This window comes from Streptomyces sp. NBC_00669, from assembly GCF_036226785.1.
Taxonomy (GTDB): Bacteria; Actinomycetota; Actinomycetes; order Streptomycetales; family Streptomycetaceae; genus Actinacidiphila.
This window is the reverse complement of sequence record NZ_CP109018.1, coordinates 1,233,352-1,249,997: the sequence shown is the minus strand read 5'-3', so window position 1 is coordinate 1,249,997 and position 16,646 is coordinate 1,233,352. Positions and strand designations below refer to the sequence as shown.

Sequence of the window (16,646 nt, the reverse complement as noted above, 5' to 3'; positions counted from 1 at the left end):
CAGAACTCGCCGCAGAACCCGCCGAAGAACTCCCCGCAGGCCCCGCAGGCCCCGCAGCGCCCGCTGGACCCCTGCGACCCGGCAGAGCTGCGCACGCTCTTCCTGTTCGAGAAGCTCTCGCCCGAGCAGCTCGCCGAGCTGTGCCGGATCGGCCGGGTGGAGACGATCGAGCCGGGCCCGGTCTTCGCCGAGGGCGACCCGGCGACCTGCTTCTACGTGCTGCTGGACGGCGCCCTGGTGACCTCCCGGCGGGTCGGCGACGACGACGTGGAGGTGGCCAGGACCTCGCAGCGCGGCGTGTACTCCGGCGCCTTCCAGGCGTACCTGGGCGACCGGGTGCCCCAGCGGTACACCAACTCCATGCGGGTGACCGCGCCTTCGCGCTTCTTCGTGCTGGCGGCCGACGACTTCTCGCGGATCGTCACCGAGTGGTTCCCGATGGCGGTGCACCTGCTGGAGGGCCTGTTCTTCGGCAACAAGTCGTTCCAGCAGGTGGTCAGCCAGCGGGAGCGGCTGCTCGCGCTGGGCTCCCTGTCGGCCGGTCTGACCCACGAGTTGAACAACCCGGCCGCCGCGGCGCTGCGGGCCACCGCCTCGCTGCGCGAGCGGGTGGCCGGGATGCGGCACAAGCTGAAGATCCTCGCCGGCGGCCCCTACCGGCAGGCCGACCTGGACACCCTCGTCAGCGTCCAGGAGCGGGCCGCCGAGCGGGTCGCGAAGGCCGAGCAGCTCAGCCCGATGGACGCCTCCGACCGGGAGGACGCGATCGCGGACTGGATGGACGCGCACGACATCGCGGGCGGCTGGGACCTGGCGCCGGCCTTCGTCCAGGCCGGGCTCGACGAGGAGTGGCTGGACCAGGTCGCCGCGGCCGTCGACGGCGCGGTGCTGGAGAGCGCGGTGCGGTGGCTGAACTACACCGTCGAGACCGAGCTGCTGATGAACGAGATCGAGGACTCCACCACCCGTATCTCCGGCCTGGTCGACGCTGCCCGGCAGTACTCCCAGCTCGACCGCGCCCCCTACCAGGTGGTCGACGTGCACGAACTCCTCGACAGCACCCTGCAGATGCTCGCCGGGAAGATCGGCGCCAAGGTGCGGGTGGTCAAGGAGTTCGACCCCGCCCTGCCGCCCATCCCCGCCTACCCGGGCGAGCTGAACCAGGTGTGGACGAACCTCGTCGACAACGCGGTCGCCGCGATGGACGGCGAGGGCACGCTCACCGTGCGGACCTGGCGGGAGCACGGCAACCTGGTAGTGGAGTTCCGCGACACCGGTCCGGGGATTCCGCCGGAGATCCGGCAGCGGATCTTCGAGCCGTTCTTCACCACCAAACCGGTCGGCCAGGGCACCGGCCTCGGCCTCGACATCTCCTGGCGGATCGTGGTCAACAAGCACCACGGCGACCTGACGGTCGAGTCCGAGCCGGGCGACACCCGCTTCCGGGTCTGCCTGCCGCTGAGCACGTCCGAGACCGGCCAGGACAGCGAGGAGGAAGCCGTATGACCCCGTCCGACGACCAGGGCACGCCCGGGACCTCCGGGACCATCGACCCCTCGGTGCCGCCCAGCGGCACCGGCTGCATGGAGTGCGAGGCCGGCGGCGGCTGGTGGTTCCACCTGCGCCGCTGCGCGGCCTGCGGCCACATCGGCTGCTGCGACTCCTCACCCGCGCAGCACGCCGGCGCCCATGCGGCCGCCACCGGCCACCAGGTGATCCGCAGCTTCGAGCCGGGCGAGGAGTGGTTCTGGAACTACGCCAAGGAGCAGTACGTCGAGGACGGCCCCCGACTCGCCGCGCCGCAGAGCCACCCGGCCGACCAGCCGGTGCCCGGCCCGGCCGAACGCGTGCCGACCGACTGGCGCGACCGGCTCAACTGAGCCCGGCTCGACCGCGAACCGGCTCAACCGACCGTCCCGTCCGCGACCGGCTCGACCGACTGGTCCGACCGTGACCGGCTCGACCGACCGGGCGGGCGCCGCTCCGGGGCGCCCGCCCGTCCGTGTCCGCGCCGCCCGCCCGTCCGTATCCGCGCCGGCCGGCCGGTGACCGCCGGCTCAGTCGCCGAGCACCGGCAGCAGCTCCGGCAGGTGCCCGTCAGAGGCGAGCGCCGCGGCGGTCCGCTCCTCCGGCACCTCCCCGTACAGGGTGGTGCGCGGGCGGGAGGGCCGGCCGGCCGCGTCGGCGATCGCGACGAGGTCGCGCACCGAGCGGTACGACCCGTAACGCGAGCCCGCCATCCGGGAGATGGTCTCCTCCATCAGGGTGCCGCCGAGGTCGTTCGCGCCCGAGCGCAGCATCTCCGCCGCGCCCTCCGCACCGAGCTTCACCCAGCTGGTCTGGATGTTGGGGATGTGCGGGTGCAGCAGCAGCCGCGCCATCGCGGTGACCGCCCGGTTGTCCCGCATCGTGGGGCCGGGCCGCGCGATGCCCGCGAGGTAGACCGGCGCGTTGGTGTGGATGAACGGCAGGGTCACGAACTCCGTGAAACCGCCGGTGCGTTGCTGGATCTCCGCGAGCAACCGCAGGTGCCCGAGCCAGTGGTGCGGCTGGTCCACGTGGCCGTACATCATCGTGGACGACGAGCGGATGCCCAACTCGTGGGCGGTGGAGACCACTTCGACCCAGGTCGCGGCGGGCAGCTTGCCCTTGGTGAGCACCCAGCGGACCTCGTCGTCCAGGATCTCGGCCGCCGTGCCCGGGATGGTGTCCAGGCCGGCCTCCTTCGCCGCCGACAGCCAGTCCCGGATCGACATGCCGGTCCTGGTCGCGCCGTTGACCACCTCCATCGGGGAGAAGGCGTGGACGTGCATGCCCGGCACCCGGGCCTTGACCGCGCGGGCGATGTCGAAGTACGCCGAGCCGGGCAGGTCCGGGTGGATGCCGCCCTGCATGCACACCTCCACCGCCCCCAGCTGCCAGGCCTGTTCGGCCCGGTCGGCGACCTGGTCGAGGGAGAGCGTGTACGCGTCGGCGTCGGTACGGCGCTGGGCGAAGGCGCAGAAGCGGCAGCCGGTGTAGCAGACGTTGGTGAAGTTGATGTTCCGCGTGACGATGTACGTCACCTCGTCGCCGACGGTGTCCCTGCGCACGTCGTCCGCGATCCGGCACAGCGCGTCCAGGGCCGGGCCGTCGGCGTGCAGCAGCGCCAGCGCCTGCGCGTCGGTGAGCCGGGTCGGGTCGTCGGCGGCCACCGACAGGGCCTGCTTGACGTCGGCGTCCACCTTGTCGGGCACCAGTCCGGGGGCGGCCTGCTCGCGCAACTCCGCCCAGTCGCCGTACACGTCGTCGAAGTCGTCGCGCCGGTCGGCGCTGCGCCCCTGCGTGTCGATGGTCCGGTGCAGGTCGGTGCGCCCGCCCGCCGCCGGGAAGGCGTCCTCCGGCTCCTGCCAGGGCAGCCCCCGCGGCCGTACGCCCTCGCGGGCCAGGCCGGTGTCGGGGTCGGCGAGCGCGGTGACGTGGGGCAGCAGCCGCGGGTCGAGCCAGGGCTCGCCACGGCGTACGTACTCCGGGTAGATCGTCAGCCGCTCCTTGAGCGTGAAGCCGGCGTCCGCGGTGCGCGCGGCCAGCTCCTCGATCTGCGGCCACGGGCGTTCGGGGTTGACGTGGTCGGGGGTCAGCGGCGACACCCCGCCCCAGTCGTCGATGCCGGCGGCGACGAAGCTGCCGTACTCGCCGTCCACCAGGTTCGGCGGCGCCTGGATGCGGGCCGCCGGGCCGAGCACGATCCGGGCCACCGCGATCGCCGCGGCCAGCTCGCCGAGTTCCGCGTCGGGCATGCCGCGCATCGCGGTGTCCGGCTTGGCCCGGAAGTTCTGCACGATGACTTCCTGGATGCCGTGGTACTGCCGGGAGGTGCGGCGGATCGCGAAGAGCGACTCGGCCCGCTCGGTGTACGTCTCCCCGATCCCGATCAGGATGCCGGTGGTGAACGGCACGTTGGAGCGGCCGGCGTCCTCCAGCACCCGCAGCCGGACCGCGGGCTCCTTGTCCGGCGAGCCGTGGTGCGGGCCGCCGGGCTCCGACCACAGCCGGGTCGCGGTCGTCTCCAGCATCATGCCCATCGACGGCGCGACCGGCTTCAGCCGCTGGAGGTCGGTCCAGCCGAGCACCCCCGGGTTCAGGTGCGGCAGCAGCCCGGTCTCCTCCAGCACCCGCACCGCCATCGCCCGCACATACGCGAGCGTGTCGTCGTAGCCGTGCGCGTCCAGCCACTCCCGGGCCTCCGGCCAGCGGTCCTCCGGGCGGTCGCCGAGCGTGAACAGCGCCTCCTTGCAGCCCATTTCGGCGCCGCGCCGGGCGATGTCCAGCACCTCGTCCGGCGACAGGAACATCCCCTCGCCGGCCCGCCGCAGCTTCCCGGGCACCGTGACGAAGGTGCAGTAGTGGCACTTGTCCCGGCACAGCCGGGTCAGCGGGATGAAGACCTTCCGCGAGTACGTGATCACGCCCGGCCGGCCCGCCGCGGCCAGTCCGGCGTCCCGCACCCGCCCGGCCACCGCCGACAGCCGTTCCAGGTCCGCGCCTCGCGCCTGGAGCAGCACGGCCGCCTCCGCGGCGTCCAGCGCTACCCCCTCCTCCGCGCGGTGCAGCGCACGGCGCATCGCGTTCGCCGTCGGCCGGCTCTCCGTCCCCGCGGCGGCGGGCTCTTCAGGTTCACGCGTCGTCATTGTCCGAGCATAAGCACACCCGCGCCCCCGACCCGATGCCCCCAGGGGGCACCCGTACTACCCGGCAGGCCGGCCGGCTCTCGCCGCCACCGACCGAGGGCCGCTCCTGAACCGCTACGTTGCGCCGCCGGGAGGCCCCTCCACCGCCCTGACCTGGGCGTATCGGTGACCGGACCGGCGGGCTTCCTTACTCCCGCGTGGCCTTGACCCGGCCGGAGCTGGCGGCTTTCGCCAGCGCGGCGTGGTCCCGTTCGTTCTGGTCGGCATACGCCTCCGCGAACGTGGAGATCGCGCGGTCGAAGACGTCGCCGCGGCCGAGATACGCGGAGATCGCGATCCGGTCGCCGGACCGGGCATGGGCGCGGGCAAGAGTGGCCCCGCACAGCTCCCCGAAGACGCGCAAGCCGAGGGGCACCATCTGGGAGGGGTCGATGACGCCCTTCCAGTCGCGCAACTGGCGTACGTAGAAGTCGCGTTGGACCCCGTCCATGCCCTGCGCCCGCTCCCAGCCGAGGAAGATGTCGCCCGCCGACTGCATCAGCCGCTGGCCGGCCACCACCCGCTTGCCCTGGATGCCGTAGCGGCTCGCGCCCGCGTAGGGCGCGAGCACGGACTCGGACGCCTCCTTGGCCTGGAGGAACAGGGGGTCCCCGCTGTCGCGGCCGAGCAGGAGCACGACCCAGCAGCGAGTGCCGACGCTGCCGACGCCGACCACCTTGCGCGCCATGTCCACCACCCCGAACTGCTCCAGCAGATGCTGCCGATCGGGTTCCAGGGACCGCTGGTAACCGGTGAGCAGGCCGCGCAGCAACTCCTCGACCTGGACGCTCTCCGCGCCGGGCAGCAGGTCGTCGAGGCGGGAGAGCATGGGCGGGTCGGAGATGATCCGCGGCCGGCCTCCGACGACCTCGGTGAGCTTGCGGGCGGCCTGGAGGCTGTCGCGGCCGCGCGCCTTGGCGAGTTGCGCGGAGAGCTTCCTGCGCCCGCGCGCCCGCAGCCGGCCCCCGGCCAGTTCCTTGAGCATGTCGGCGTCGGCCCTGGCGTACCAGACGTCCAGGTCGCGCATCCCGGCGAAGCGCCACATCTGCTCGCGGTACGACCTGACGGTGGCGCGCACGATCGTACGGCGCTCCGCGTCGTCGAAGCCGTTCTCGCGCGCGGCGATCACCATGCTGGCGGCCAGCCGCTTGACATCCCACTCCCACGGGCCCGGCAGCGTCTCGTCGAAGTCGTTGAGGTCGAAGAGCAGGTTGCGCTCGGCGGAGGCGAGCAGCCGGAAGTTCATCAGGTGTGCGTCGCCGCACAGTTGGGTGCGGAAACCGGACACGGGGGTGCGGGAGAGGTCCTCGGCCATGATGGCGGCCGCGCCTCGGTAGAAGCGGAACGGCGACTCGAGCATCCGGCCGTAGCGGAGCGGAACCAGCTCCGGCAGCCGGGTCGCCGACTGCCGTTCGACGGTGTCCACCGGGTCGGTACGGTTCCGGGGCGGGGCGAACTCCGCGTGCGCGGAGCGCGGCGCGTGCGCTCGCGCCGCCTTGCCCAGCCGGGCCCGTTCCTCGGGGGAGGGCATGTGGGTGCCGCTCACGGTGACGATCCCGGCCCGCCCGGACCCCGACCGGGAGCCGGTCCGGTCCGCCGCGCGCCCGCCTTTCGCCCTCGCCGCTCGGGTCTCCGCCATCGCCGGACCTTCCTGATCTCTGCACGGATGAATGAGGAGGTTCTGTGGTCTTTCTTCCCTTTTATCGGGACTCTAGGGCACGACGGGTCGGCCCACCTCCCGGGTCCTCGCCGTTCACCCGGCCTGGGTGCGGCCCCGCGCTCTAGGTGGGCGTGGTGAGGGAGTGGAGGAGGGTGTAGCAGGTGTTGATCAGGGCGCAGGTGCGGTCGTGGCGGGTGGCGGTGCCGATGACGGCGGTCGCGGTGGCCGGATGGAAGCCGAGGAAGGACTGGTGGCCGAAGGTCGCGCCGGCGTGGAAGAGGATCGGGCCGCCGGAGGCCGGGTGCAGGTACCAGGTGAGGGTGTGGGTGTGGCGGTGGCCCAGGCCGCGCCGGAGCTGGGGGACCTGGACGTCGCGCAGGGCGTCGCGCAGGGGCGCGGGGGTGCTGGGCGCGTCGGGGGAGAGGAGGGCTTCGGCGTAGCGCAGCAGGTCGCCGGGGGTGGCACGGATCGCACCGGCCGAGGTGAACGCCGCCATGTCGGTGGGGGGCAGCGGGGTACGGCCGTCGGGGCGGTGGCCGATCGCCGCGGTGGCGGCGGGGCTGCCCGCGGGGGCGGGGCCGATGGTGGTCCGCGCCAGGCCGAGCGGGCGCAGCACGCGCTCGGTCAGGAGGGTGGCGTAGTCGCTGCCCACGGCGCCCTCCAGGGCCGGGCCGAGCAGGGCGAGGCCGAGGTTGGAGTAGTGCCAGTGGCTGCCGGGGGCGTGCCGGGTGCGGGTACGGGCGAAGGCGCGCAGCAGCCGCTCGCGGTCGTAGCCGGCGTAGCCGTTGGTGTACGGCCGCAGCAGCGCGCCGGGGATCAGGTCGCGCGGCACCCGGGGCAGCCCGGAGGTGTGGGTGGCCAGGTGCCGCAGGGTGATGGCGCGGGAGTCGGGGTGCGGAAGTTCCAGCCCCGGCAGGTGTGCGGCGAGCCGGTCGTCCAGGCCGAGCGCCCCCTCCCGGGCCAGTTCGGCGAGCAGCAGGACCGTGAACGTCTTGGAGAGCGAGCCCAGTTCGTAACTGAGCGACGTGCGCGGCAGCCGGGGGTCGGCGGTGCCGCCGGTGGCGACGGTCCGGCGGCCGGCGCGGCTGACGGCCAGCACCAGGTCGGGCGCGCGGACCTGCGTCAGCGCCTCCTCCAGCCGGGCGGCGACATCGGCTTCGGGGTCGGCCCCGGTTGCGCCTCCGGTTTCGGCACGCGAGCTGCGGCTGCCGGTGCCGGTGCCGGTGTCGTCGCCGGCCTCCGTGTCGGTTCCGTGGCCGGGGCGGGAGCCGGGGGCGGCCGGGTGCGGGGCGGAAGCGGGCCGCCTTGCCGCGGGCCCGCTCACGCGGCGACGTCCGACGACAGCGCCCGGGAGGTGGCCATCGCGGAGGCGAACGCCGCGACCAGCGTGGGGTGGTGGACGATGTCGAAGACCGCGGCCGGGCTCCCGGTGGGCATCTCGTGCTGTACGGGCATCGCGCCGTCGGCGGACTGCGCGGCCGCGTACCGCTCCCACAGCTGCGCGTCGAGCGTCGGCCGGGGCAGGCACGCGTCGACCACGAGCAGCTCGCCCAGCAGGTCCCAGTGCTCCAACTCGGCCCAGTCCGTGGCCCATGCGGGCAGGTACAGCGCCAGGTAGGAGGCGATCCGCGGCGGCAGCCGGTCCGGCTCCGCGCCCCAGTCGGTGAGGTGGAAGACGGTGTGCGTGACGTCGTACGCGATGTGGAACTGCGCCGTCCACGGCTCCGGCGTGCGGCCCAGCCAGGTGGCGGCGACGGCCTGTTCGAAGTCGCCGCTGGGGACCAGCCCGAGCTTGCGTTCCGCGTTGAGCAGGCCGAGCCGCCGGTTCGGCAGCATCTCGACCGCCTGCCAGCTCGCGGTGGTGCGGGCGAGGTCGATCGCTGCCTCCAATCCCGGGTGGCGGTGGCCGAGTTCGTGCAGGCTGCCGTAGATCTCCAGCGGCACCGGGGAGAGCGGTTCCTGGGCCTGGAGCTCGGCCAGCACGTTGCCGCCGTCGAGCAGGTCCCGCCAGGCGTAGTCGAGCAGCCGCACGGAGATGTCGTGCTGCCGCGAGCCGGCGATGCCCTCGCGGGCCAGGACCCGCATGTTGATCGCCAACTCGCCGATGGGCTTGAGGCGTTCGACCAGACCGCGGCCCGTTTCGCGGTCGTCGTCGGTGAGCCGGAAGTACTCGCGGTTGGCGTGCAGCCAGGCGAGTGCCTGGTCGCCGACACGGTGCAGGAGCGCGGGGGATGCGGCGGTCACGGCAGGACCTCGCTCTCGGCGGGTGCGGGTGCGGGTGCGGGTGCGGACGGGGACGCGGGTGCGGCGGAAGCGGCGGGGGCGGCGTTCTCCGCGAGCGCGGCAGGAGCGGTACGCGCCAGGGTCGCGGCGAAGGCGATCACCAGCGTGGAGTGGTAGCAGCCGGTGAACTCCTCCTCGGGCGGGGCGCCTTCGGGCGGCCCGTCACCGGTCTCGGGCACGGCGCCGTCCGGGCGCTGCGCCGCCGCCAGCACCCGCCAGGCCGCCGGGTCGTACGGCGCGCCCGGCGTGCACGCGGCAACGGCGAGGAGTTCGCCGGCCAGGTCCCACTGCCGCTCCTCCAGCCAGCTCGTGGTCCACGCCGGCAGCCACAACCGCAGGTAGCCGGCGACGGGTTCGGCCATCCGGTGCGGGGCGCGGCCCCAGTCGGTGACGTGGTAGACGTCGTGGGTGACGCCGTACGCGGTGCGCAGGTCCAGCGCCCACGGCTCGGGTCGGCAGCCCAGGCCGGTCCGCGCGAGCACGGCGGCGAAGTCGGCGTGCGGCGGCAGGCCGATCCGCCGCTCGGCGTTGAGGACGTTGAGCGTGCGGGTGTGGTCCTCGCGGGCGAGCTGCCACAGCCGCAGCCCGGTGGTGGCCGCCATCAGCTCCTCGGCGGCCGGGTTGCGCAGGCCGGCCCGGGCGAACACCCCGTACAACTCGACCGGGTAGGTCGCCTGCGGTTCGCCGCGGACCAGGTCGGCGAAGAGCTCGCCGCCGCGGGTCTCCTTCCAGGCGAAGGCGAACAGGTCGTCGGCCAGGGCGCGCACCTCCGGCTGGGGGTGGCAGCCGCGCACCACGTCGGTCAACTCGGCCAGCTCGCCCAGCGGTTTGAGCGTGAGGTTCGGGTCGGCGTCGGTGGCCACGTCGGCCGGCAGCCGGAAGGACGGCCGCATCGCGTCGATCCGGGCGAGCGCGCCGGCCGCGATCCGGTCCAGCAACTCGGCGTCCGGGTGGGGTACTTCGCCCTGGGCGCCGGGTCGGGCGGGGAAGTCCGGTGAGCCCGGGGGGACTTGGCGGTCTCGGCCCGGCGCGGCCCGCGTGGCGCCGACCCGGTCCGACACGCCCGGCGCTTCCGCCGCCCCTGCCCCTGCCCCCGCCCCCGGCCGAGCCGGACCGGACGCGGCCGCACCCGCGCCCGGTCCCGTGGCCCCGCCCCCGCCCGCGCTCACCGCGCCCCGCGCCCGTAGAAGCGCCGGGCGACCGCGGCGTGCAGGGCCACCCGGGGGTCGCCGCCGCTCATCCGCAGGACGTAGACCAGCCCCGTGTCCAGCCCGAGGGAGTCCGGTACGTCCGGTACCCGGGCCAGCCAGCGCCCGATGCCCGCGGCCTGGAGCCAGTCGCGGCGGCGGACCGCCCGGACGAAGCCGCGGGCCAGGTCCTCGGTGCGCGCGGTCAGCCCGTCGGCGATGGCGGGTGCCAGGCCGGGCAGCGACAGGGCGCCGAGCTGGGAGGCCCGGTGGGCGAGCTTGGGCCACGGGTCGGAGTACAGCCAGTCGGTGCCCGCCTGCGGCTCGGCCGGCCGGCCGTCCTGTCCGCCGTCGCCGGAACCGCCCACGCTGTGACCCGCGCCGTATCCGCCCGCGCCGGAACTCCCGGGCAGGAAGGCGCGGGACGCCTCCACCAGCCCCCGGTAGCTCCACACGGACACGTCGGAGGCGTCGGCGGCCGGCGGATAGGCGGCGAGCGCCTTCCGCACGATCGCCTCGTCCGCGAGGCCGGCTCCGCCCGGGCGCGTCGCGTCGCCGCGCCCCGCGGCCCGGCTGCTCGTCGTGTCGGCGGCCGGCGCGTACGGCGCCAGCACATCCGCCCCCAGGACCCTGATCGCGGCGAGTGCGACCGGGTCGTCCTGCGCGAGGACACCCGACAGCGCGTAGGAGTCGTGCCCGCCGTCGAGGGCGAGCACGACTCCCGTGGCGATGTCGGCGACCACAGCGCTCAGCGAGGTGTTCCCTTGCGGCTGCTCGGCCAACGTGTCGCCTTCCGCGTCAGCGGGTGTCCGTCTTCGGACGCGGGGTAGGCGGTGAGATCAGAAGCAGGCCCGCGAGCAGGAGTCCTGCGCCGCACTCACGGGTGTCGCGGTAGATGCCTTCCGGTTCTGCGGAATCCAGCAGTCCTTCGACCTCAGCGGCAAGGGCTGCCGTCTCGACCGGGGCTGTCAGCTCCGAAGCCATGGGACCATCTCCTCTTGATCGGCTTGGATCTTCAGGATGGCATTCGGTTCAATAGCCCGCAAATGCGACATTTGTCCCCGGGCGTGTCGTGCTCCCGGCCCTTGCTGGGACGGCGATCCGCGCGTCGCGGGCCGCCCGCTGCGCCCGCCGCCGCGCACCCCGTAGCGCGCCGGCCGTGCCCCGGACCGTAAGCGCACACGTCGAGCCCCACGCGGCCGGGGGCGCCACGTAGGCAGGGGCCCACGTAGTCAGGCGCCCCACGCGGCCGGGTGCCCCACGCGGTCAGGCGCCCCACGTGTCGAGCACCCGTCGCGCGCGCGGGCCCGCCGCTCAGAACTCCTCGTGCTGCTCCGGGTCGCCGCCCAGCCGCCGCCGCTCGCCGGCCGTGATCGTCGCCAACTCCTCCTCGGACAGCTCGAATCCGAAGATGTCCAGGTTGTCGCGCTGCCGCTGCGGGTCACCCGACTTGGGGATCGGCACCGCGCCGAGCTGGGTGTGCCAGCGCAGCACCGCCTGGCCGGGCGTGCGGTCGTGCGCCTCGGCGACCGCCTTCACCGCGGGGTCGGCCAGCAGGTCGCTGCCACGGCCGAGCGGGCTCCAACTCTCCACCGCCACGCCCTTGCCGGCGAGCTGACCGCGCAACTCCTCCTGCGGGAACAGCGGGTGCATCTCGATCTGGTTCACCGACGGCAGCACGCCCGTCTCGCGCTCCAGCCGGTCGATGTGCGCGGCGGTGAAGTTCGAGACCCCGATCGACCGCACCGCGCCCTCCTCGCGCAGCTTGACCATCGCCCGCCAGGAGTCGACGTACTTGTCCACCCTCGGCAGCGGCCAGTGGATCAGGTAGAGGTCGACGTACTCCAGGCCGAGCCGCTTGCGGGACTCCTCGAACGACGCGAGCGTCTCGTCGTAGCCGTGGTGGCGGCCGGGCAGCTTCGTGGTGACCACGATCTGCTCGCGCGGCAGCCCGCTGTGCCGCACGCCGCGGCCGGTGCCGGTCTCGTTGCCGTAGTTCACCGCGGTGTCGATCAGCCGGTAGCCGAGCCGGACCGCCTCGGCGACCGCCCGCTCCGCCTCGGTGTCGTCCATCGGATACGTGCCCAGGCCGAGCCCCGGCAGCCGCGTGCCGTCGTTGAGCTCGCGCACCGGTGCCGTGGCGGCGGGTGAAACAGGGGACATGGGGGGACCACTCCGTTCCCTACGATCGCTGTACGTTCCCGCCATTGTCCTCCTGCGCCCCGCGCGACCTGGGGGGACACCCGCCATGTCGCCCGCGGCACGGTCGGCGCGGACCGGTCGCAGCACGGTCGGCGTGCACTGGTCGCGAACCGGTCGTGGACCGGTCGGCGCGGACCGGTCAGGAATGGAGAAGCGGGCCGCGCGGCCCCGCCCGTAGCGTGAAGCGCATGGACCTCACACTCTCCCAGTGCTTCATCGCCGTCGACGACCACGACAAGGCGCTCGCCTTCTACCGCGACGTGCTCGGTCTCGAAGTGCGCAACGATGTCGGGTTCGAGGGCATGCGGTGGGTCACCGTCGGCTCGCCGTCGCAGCCCGGCGTCGACATCGTGCTCGAACCGCCGCTCGCGAACCCGAACGCCTCGCCCGCCGACAAGGAGGCCATGGCCGAACTGCTCGCCAAGGGCATGCTGCGCGCCGTGATCTTCGCCACCGACGACTGCGACGCGACCTTCGAGCGCATCCGCGTCGCGGGCGCCGAGGTGCTCCAGGAGCCGATCGACCAGCCGTACGGGGTGCGCGACTGCGCCTTCCGCGACCCGGCCGGCAACATGCTGCGCTTCCACCAGCCCAGCAAGCGGTGATCGCGGGCAGCGGTGATCCCGGGCACCCGGTGATCTGTGGACATACCGCGCCGAGCTGGTTGGATCGGGTGCAGGAGACGCCGACCGAGGACCGGACCCGTGCGGGCGGCCCCGCGGAGCAGATGGAGAGAGCATGAGCACGGCCAGGAAGACCGCCGCGAAGAGCGGCGCCAAGGCCGCCGGCCGCGCGCCCGAGCCGCGGCTCGCCGACGACCACGACCTGATCCGGGTGCACGGCGCCCGCGTGAACAACCTCAAGGACGTCAGCGTCGAGATCCCGAAGCGCCGGCTGACGGTGTTCACCGGCGTGTCCGGCTCGGGCAAGAGCTCCCTGGTCTTCGGCACCATCGCCGCGGAGTCGCAGCGGCTGATCAACGAGACGTACAGCGCCTTCGTCCAGGGCTTCATGCCGACGCTGTCCAGGCCCGAGGTCGACGTGCTGGAGGGGCTGACCACCGCGATCATCGTCGACCAGCAGCGGATGGGCACCGACGCGCGCTCCACGGTCGGCACCGCCACCGACGCCAACGCGATGCTGCGCATCCTGTTCAGCCGGCTCGGCACCCCGCACATCGGCCCGCCGAGCGCCTACGCCTTCAACGTCCCCTCGGTCCGGGCCAGCGGCGCGATGACCGTCGAGCGCGGCGCCAAGAAGGCGCAGAAGGTCACCTACCAGCGCACCGGCGGCATGTGCCCGCGCTGCGAGGGCCGCGGCACCGTCTCCGACATCGACCTCGAACAGCTCTACGACGAGTCCAGGTCCCTCAACGACGGCGCGATCACCGTGCCCGGCTACAAGGGCGGCGGCTGGAACTCGCGGCTCTACATCGAGTCGGGTTTCTACGACCCGGACAAGCCGGTCGGCCGGTTCAGCAAGAAGGAACTGCACGACTTCCTGCACCACGAGCCGGTCCGGATGAAGATCGCGGGCATCAACATGACCTACGAGGGTCTGATCCCGCGCGTCGAGAAGTCGATGCTCTCCAAGGACCGGGAATCCCTCCAGCCGCACGTGCGGGAGTTCGTGGACCGGGCGGTCACGTTCACCGCCTGTCCCGAGTGCGGGGGGACCCGGCTCAGCGAGGGCGCGCGCTCGTCGCGGATCGGCCGGATCAGCATCGCCGACGCCTGCGCGATGCAGATCAGCGACCTGGCCGACTGGGTGCGCGGCCTGGCCGAGCCCTCGGTGGCGCCGCTGCTCACCGCGCTCGGCGACACCCTCGACTCGTTCTCCGAGATCGGCCTCGGCTACCTCTCGCTCGACCGGCCGTCGGGCACGCTGTCGGGCGGCGAGGCGCAGCGGGTGAAGATGATCCGCCAGCTCGGCTCCTCGCTCACCGACGTGACCTACGTCTTCGACGAGCCGACCGTCGGCCTGCACCCCCACGACATCCAGCGGATGAACGACCTGCTGCTGCGGCTGCGCGACAAGGGCAACACGCTGCTGGTGGTGGAGCACAAGCCGGAGACGATCCGGATTGCCGACCACGTGGTGGACCTCGGCCCCGGCGCCGGCCCGGGCGGCGGCTCCGTCTGCTTCGAGGGCACCGTCGAGGGGCTGCGGGCCGCCGACACCGTCACCGGCCGGCACTTCGACGACCGGGCCGTGCTGAAGGAGACCGTGCGCGAGCCCACCGGCGTGCTGCCGATCCGCGGGGCGACGACGCACAACCTGCGGGACGTGGACGTCGACATCCCGCTCGGGGTGCTGGTCGTGGTCACCGGCGTCGCCGGCTCGGGCAAGAGCTCGCTCGTGCACGGATCGCTCGGCAGCGGCCGGGCCGGCGCCGACGCGGGGGTGGTGTCGATCGACCAGAGCCCGATCCGCGGCTCGCGGCGCAGCAACCCGGCGACGTACAGCGGCCTGCTGGACCCGATCCGGAAGGCGTTCGCGAAGGCGAACGGTGTGAAGCCGGCGCTGTTCAGCGCCAACTCCGAGGGCGCCTGCCCGCATTGCAACGGCACCGGCGTCATCTACACCGACCTGGCCATGATGGCGGGCGTCGCGAGCGTCTGCGAGGTGTGCGAGGGGAAGCGGTTCGAGGCGTCCGTGCTCGACTACCACCTGGGCGGGCGCGACATCAGCGAGGTGCTGGCGATGCCGGTGGCGGAGGCGGCGGAGTTCTTCGGCGCGGGGGACGCGCGGACCCCGGCCGCGCACGCCGTCCTCGGCCGGCTCGCCGACGTCGGCCTCGGCTACCTCAGCCTCGGCCAGCCGCTCACCACGCTGTCCGGCGGCGAGCGGCAGCGGCTCAAGCTGGCCACGCACATGGCCGACAAGGGCGGCGTCTACGTCCTCGACGAGCCGACCACCGGCCTCCACCTCGCCGACGTCGAGCAACTGCTCGGCCTGCTCGACCGCCTCGTCGACGCCGGCAAGTCGGTGATCGTGGTCGAGCACCACCAGGCGGTCATGGCGCACGCCGACTGGATCATCGACCTGGGCCCCGGCGCCGGCCACGACGGCGGGCGGATCGTCTTCGAGGGCACCCCCGCCGACCTGGTCGCCGCCCGCTCCACCCTCACCGGCGAGCACCTGGCGGATTACGTCGGCGGCTGAGCGGCCGGCGGGGCGGCCAGCTGAGCCGTCGGCTGAGCGGTCAGCCGAGCTGTTGGCCGAGCCGGCGGAAGGAGCAGCGGGGCGACGGCGCGGGCCCAGGCGAGGAGCTGCTCGTCGGCTCCCGCGCGAGCGACCCACTGCGAGCCGAGCGGGAGCCCGTCGGGGGTCCGGTCGGCGGGCAGGGCGAGCGACGGCCAGCCCGCGTGGCTCCAGGGCAGGCACATGACGGGGTCGCCCGTGTCGGACAGGCCGTGGGGCGCGGGGCCGGTGGCGGCCGGGCAGATCCAGAGGTCGACCCCGGCCCGGTCGGTCGCCGCGAGCAGCCCGGCGCGGAAATCGTCGCGCGCCGCCAGCGCCTCCTCGTAGCGGGTGCGGGAGATCGCGAGCCCCTGGCGGACGGTGGCCGCGGACTGCTCCCGGTAGAGGCCGCCGTGGCGGGGGAACCACTCGGCGTGGCTGCGCGCGGCCTCGTGGCGGTTCACGGCGAACACGTCGTCGGCGGTGCGGGCGAAGTCCGCGAACATCGGCACCCTGCGCACCGCGCACCCGGCCCGCGTGAGGGCCGCCACCTGCCGTTCGAGCGCCGTACGCGCCTGCGCCCCGGCCCGGTCCAGGTAGGGCCCGTCGGGCACGCCGAACACCGGAGGGCGCCGCCCGGCGTCGCGTACCACCGGCTGCCAGCCGTCGCACAGCGCGGCGGCCGCCACCTCCACCGCGGCGGGGGTCGCGGCGAAGATCCCGAGGGTGTCGAAGGTCGGCGCGTTGGGGACGACACCGTCGATCGGGATGCGGGAGACGGTCGGCTTGAACCCGACGACACCGCAGTACGCCGCCGGCCGGATCAGCGATCCGCCCGTCTGCGTGCCGATCGCCAGGGGCACCATGCCGGCCGCGACCGCTGCCGCGGACCCGCTGCTGGAGCCGCCGGGCGTGTGGTCCAGCGCGTGCGGATTGCGGGTGGGGCCCGGTGCGGACATCGCGAACTCGGCCGTCACGGTCTTCCCCGCGACCACGGCCCCGGCCGCGCGGAGCCGGTCCACGACGGACGCCTGCGCGCCCTCGAACACCTCGGCGGGCAGCCGTGATCCGGCGCGCGTCGGCAGCCCGTCCACGCGCACGATGTCCTTGACCGCGACCGGCACACCGAACAGCGGCGGCCGCGCCCCGTCCACCGGCGGGCACGCGTGCAAGGCCGCCAGCTCCTGGTGAACGCGCTCCCGCCGGGCGGCACTTGTCTCCGACCCGGCGACGAACGCGTGAACGGCCCGGTCCCGCAGGTCGATCCGGTCGCACAGCTCGTCGGCCGTCACCGACGCCGCACCTTCCATGCCGTACGTTCTCACGTCCACGACGGCCAGCGTGCCAGATGCGCGGAGCGGTGCGCCGGTGGGAGACGCGAGGGAGACGCGCGGGGTTGCGGGTACGGGTTCGTCCGGGCGC

General features: G+C 73.8%; 13 protein-coding genes. 4 read left to right on the top strand and 9 right to left on the bottom strand.

Annotated elements, in window-relative coordinates:
- Nucleotides 1-63: 63 nt before the first annotated feature.
- Nucleotides 64-1,506, top strand: coding sequence for an ATP-binding protein (locus OG896_RS04955; protein ID WP_329373715.1), 1,443 nt, complete (start codon nt 64-66; stop codon nt 1,504-1,506).
- Entirely contained in the window at nt 1,503-1,880 is a 378-nt protein-coding gene (locus OG896_RS04950) for a UBP-type zinc finger domain-containing protein (RefSeq protein WP_329362737.1), read from the top strand. The genes OG896_RS04955 and OG896_RS04950 overlap by 4 nt, the downstream gene beginning before the upstream one ends.
- A 177-nt stretch (nt 1,881-2,057) precedes the next feature.
- On the opposite strand, the gene OG896_RS04945 is transcribed toward OG896_RS04950, so the two are convergent.
- The 8 genes from OG896_RS04945 to OG896_RS04910 all read right to left on the bottom strand — a co-directional run bounded on the left by OG896_RS04945 (nt 2,058) and on the right by OG896_RS04910 (nt 12,002).
- Nucleotides 2,058-4,670 carry a bifunctional FO biosynthesis protein CofGH gene (locus OG896_RS04945; RefSeq protein ID WP_329362735.1) on the bottom strand — a complete coding sequence of 871 codons (2,613 nt, stop codon included), beginning with the start codon at nt 4,668-4,670 and terminating at the stop codon, nt 2,058-2,060.
- A gap of 187 nt (nt 4,671-4,857) precedes the next feature.
- Nucleotides 4,858-6,240: a DUF2252 domain-containing protein gene (locus tag OG896_RS04940; protein WP_329373713.1), complete on the bottom strand. Its 1,383-nt coding sequence runs from the start codon at nt 6,238-6,240 to the stop codon at nt 4,858-4,860.
- A 250-nt stretch (nt 6,241-6,490) separates the two neighbouring features.
- Nucleotides 6,491-7,507 (bottom strand): serine hydrolase domain-containing protein, encoded by a 1,017-nt coding sequence (locus OG896_RS04935; RefSeq protein ID WP_443057228.1) that lies wholly within the window; start codon nt 7,505-7,507, stop codon nt 6,491-6,493.
- Between the two features lie 182 nt (nt 7,508-7,689).
- Nucleotides 7,690-8,613, bottom strand: a complete 924-nt coding sequence (locus OG896_RS04930; RefSeq protein WP_329362731.1) for a DUF6895 family protein — start codon at nt 8,611-8,613, stop codon at nt 7,690-7,692.
- Nucleotides 8,610-9,713, bottom strand: a complete 1,104-nt coding sequence (locus tag OG896_RS04925) for a DUF6895 family protein (RefSeq protein WP_329362729.1) — start codon at nt 9,711-9,713, stop codon at nt 8,610-8,612. Before OG896_RS04925 ends, OG896_RS04930 begins: the two co-directional genes overlap by 4 nt.
- Before the next feature lie 104 nt (nt 9,714-9,817).
- Nucleotides 9,818-10,582, bottom strand: a complete 765-nt coding sequence (locus OG896_RS04920) for a hypothetical protein (RefSeq protein WP_443057227.1) — start codon at nt 10,580-10,582, stop codon at nt 9,818-9,820.
- Nucleotides 10,583-10,637: 55 nt separating this feature from the next.
- On the bottom strand, nt 10,638-10,823 hold the full coding sequence (locus OG896_RS04915) for a hypothetical protein (RefSeq protein WP_329362726.1): 186 nt from the start codon (nt 10,821-10,823) through the stop codon (nt 10,638-10,640).
- Nucleotides 10,824-11,153: 330 nt separating this feature from the next.
- Nucleotides 11,154-12,002 carry an aldo/keto reductase gene (locus OG896_RS04910; RefSeq protein ID WP_329362725.1) on the bottom strand — a complete coding sequence of 283 codons (849 nt, stop codon included), beginning with the start codon at nt 12,000-12,002 and terminating at the stop codon, nt 11,154-11,156.
- A gap of 227 nt (nt 12,003-12,229) precedes the next feature.
- Between OG896_RS04910 and OG896_RS04905 the strand changes: the two genes are divergently transcribed.
- Together OG896_RS04905 and OG896_RS04900 are read left to right on the top strand one after the other, a co-directional pair.
- Complete coding sequence (locus tag OG896_RS04905) at nt 12,230-12,646, top strand: VOC family protein (protein ID WP_329362723.1); 417 nt, start codon at nt 12,230-12,232, stop codon at nt 12,644-12,646.
- A 133-nt stretch (nt 12,647-12,779) separates the two neighbouring features.
- Nucleotides 12,780-15,206: an excinuclease ABC subunit UvrA gene (locus tag OG896_RS04900; RefSeq protein ID WP_329362721.1), complete on the top strand. Its 2,427-nt coding sequence runs from the start codon at nt 12,780-12,782 to the stop codon at nt 15,204-15,206.
- Here OG896_RS04900 and OG896_RS04895 read toward each other — a convergent pair.
- A complete protein-coding gene (locus OG896_RS04895) occupies nt 15,191-16,555 on the bottom strand; it encodes an amidase (protein ID WP_329362720.1) in 1,365 nt (454 codons plus the stop codon). The two genes, OG896_RS04900 and OG896_RS04895, sit on opposite strands and share 16 nt — an antisense overlap.
- Nucleotides 16,556-16,646: the final 91 nt, after the last annotated feature.

Excerpts from the sequence above, each read along its gene's own strand:
- OG896_RS04910 (WP_329362725.1), bottom strand. The coding sequence starts at position 12,002 with ATGTCCCCTGTTTCACCCGCCGCCACGGCACCGGTGCGCGAGCTCAAC.
- OG896_RS04905 (WP_329362723.1), top strand. The coding sequence starts at position 12,230 with ATGGACCTCACACTCTCCCAGTGCTTCATCGCCGTCGACGACCACGAC.
- OG896_RS04915 (WP_329362726.1), bottom strand. The coding sequence starts at position 10,823 with ATGGCTTCGGAGCTGACAGCCCCGGTCGAGACGGCAGCCCTTGCCGCT.
- OG896_RS04900 (WP_329362721.1), top strand. The coding sequence starts at position 12,780 with ATGAGCACGGCCAGGAAGACCGCCGCGAAGAGCGGCGCCAAGGCCGCC.
- OG896_RS04950 (WP_329362737.1), top strand. The coding sequence starts at position 1,503 with ATGACCCCGTCCGACGACCAGGGCACGCCCGGGACCTCCGGGACCATC.
- OG896_RS04940 (WP_329373713.1), bottom strand. The coding sequence starts at position 6,240 with ATGCCCTCCCCCGAGGAACGGGCCCGGCTGGGCAAGGCGGCGCGAGCG.
- OG896_RS04945 (WP_329362735.1), bottom strand. The coding sequence starts at position 4,670 with ATGACGACGCGTGAACCTGAAGAGCCCGCCGCCGCGGGGACGGAGAGC.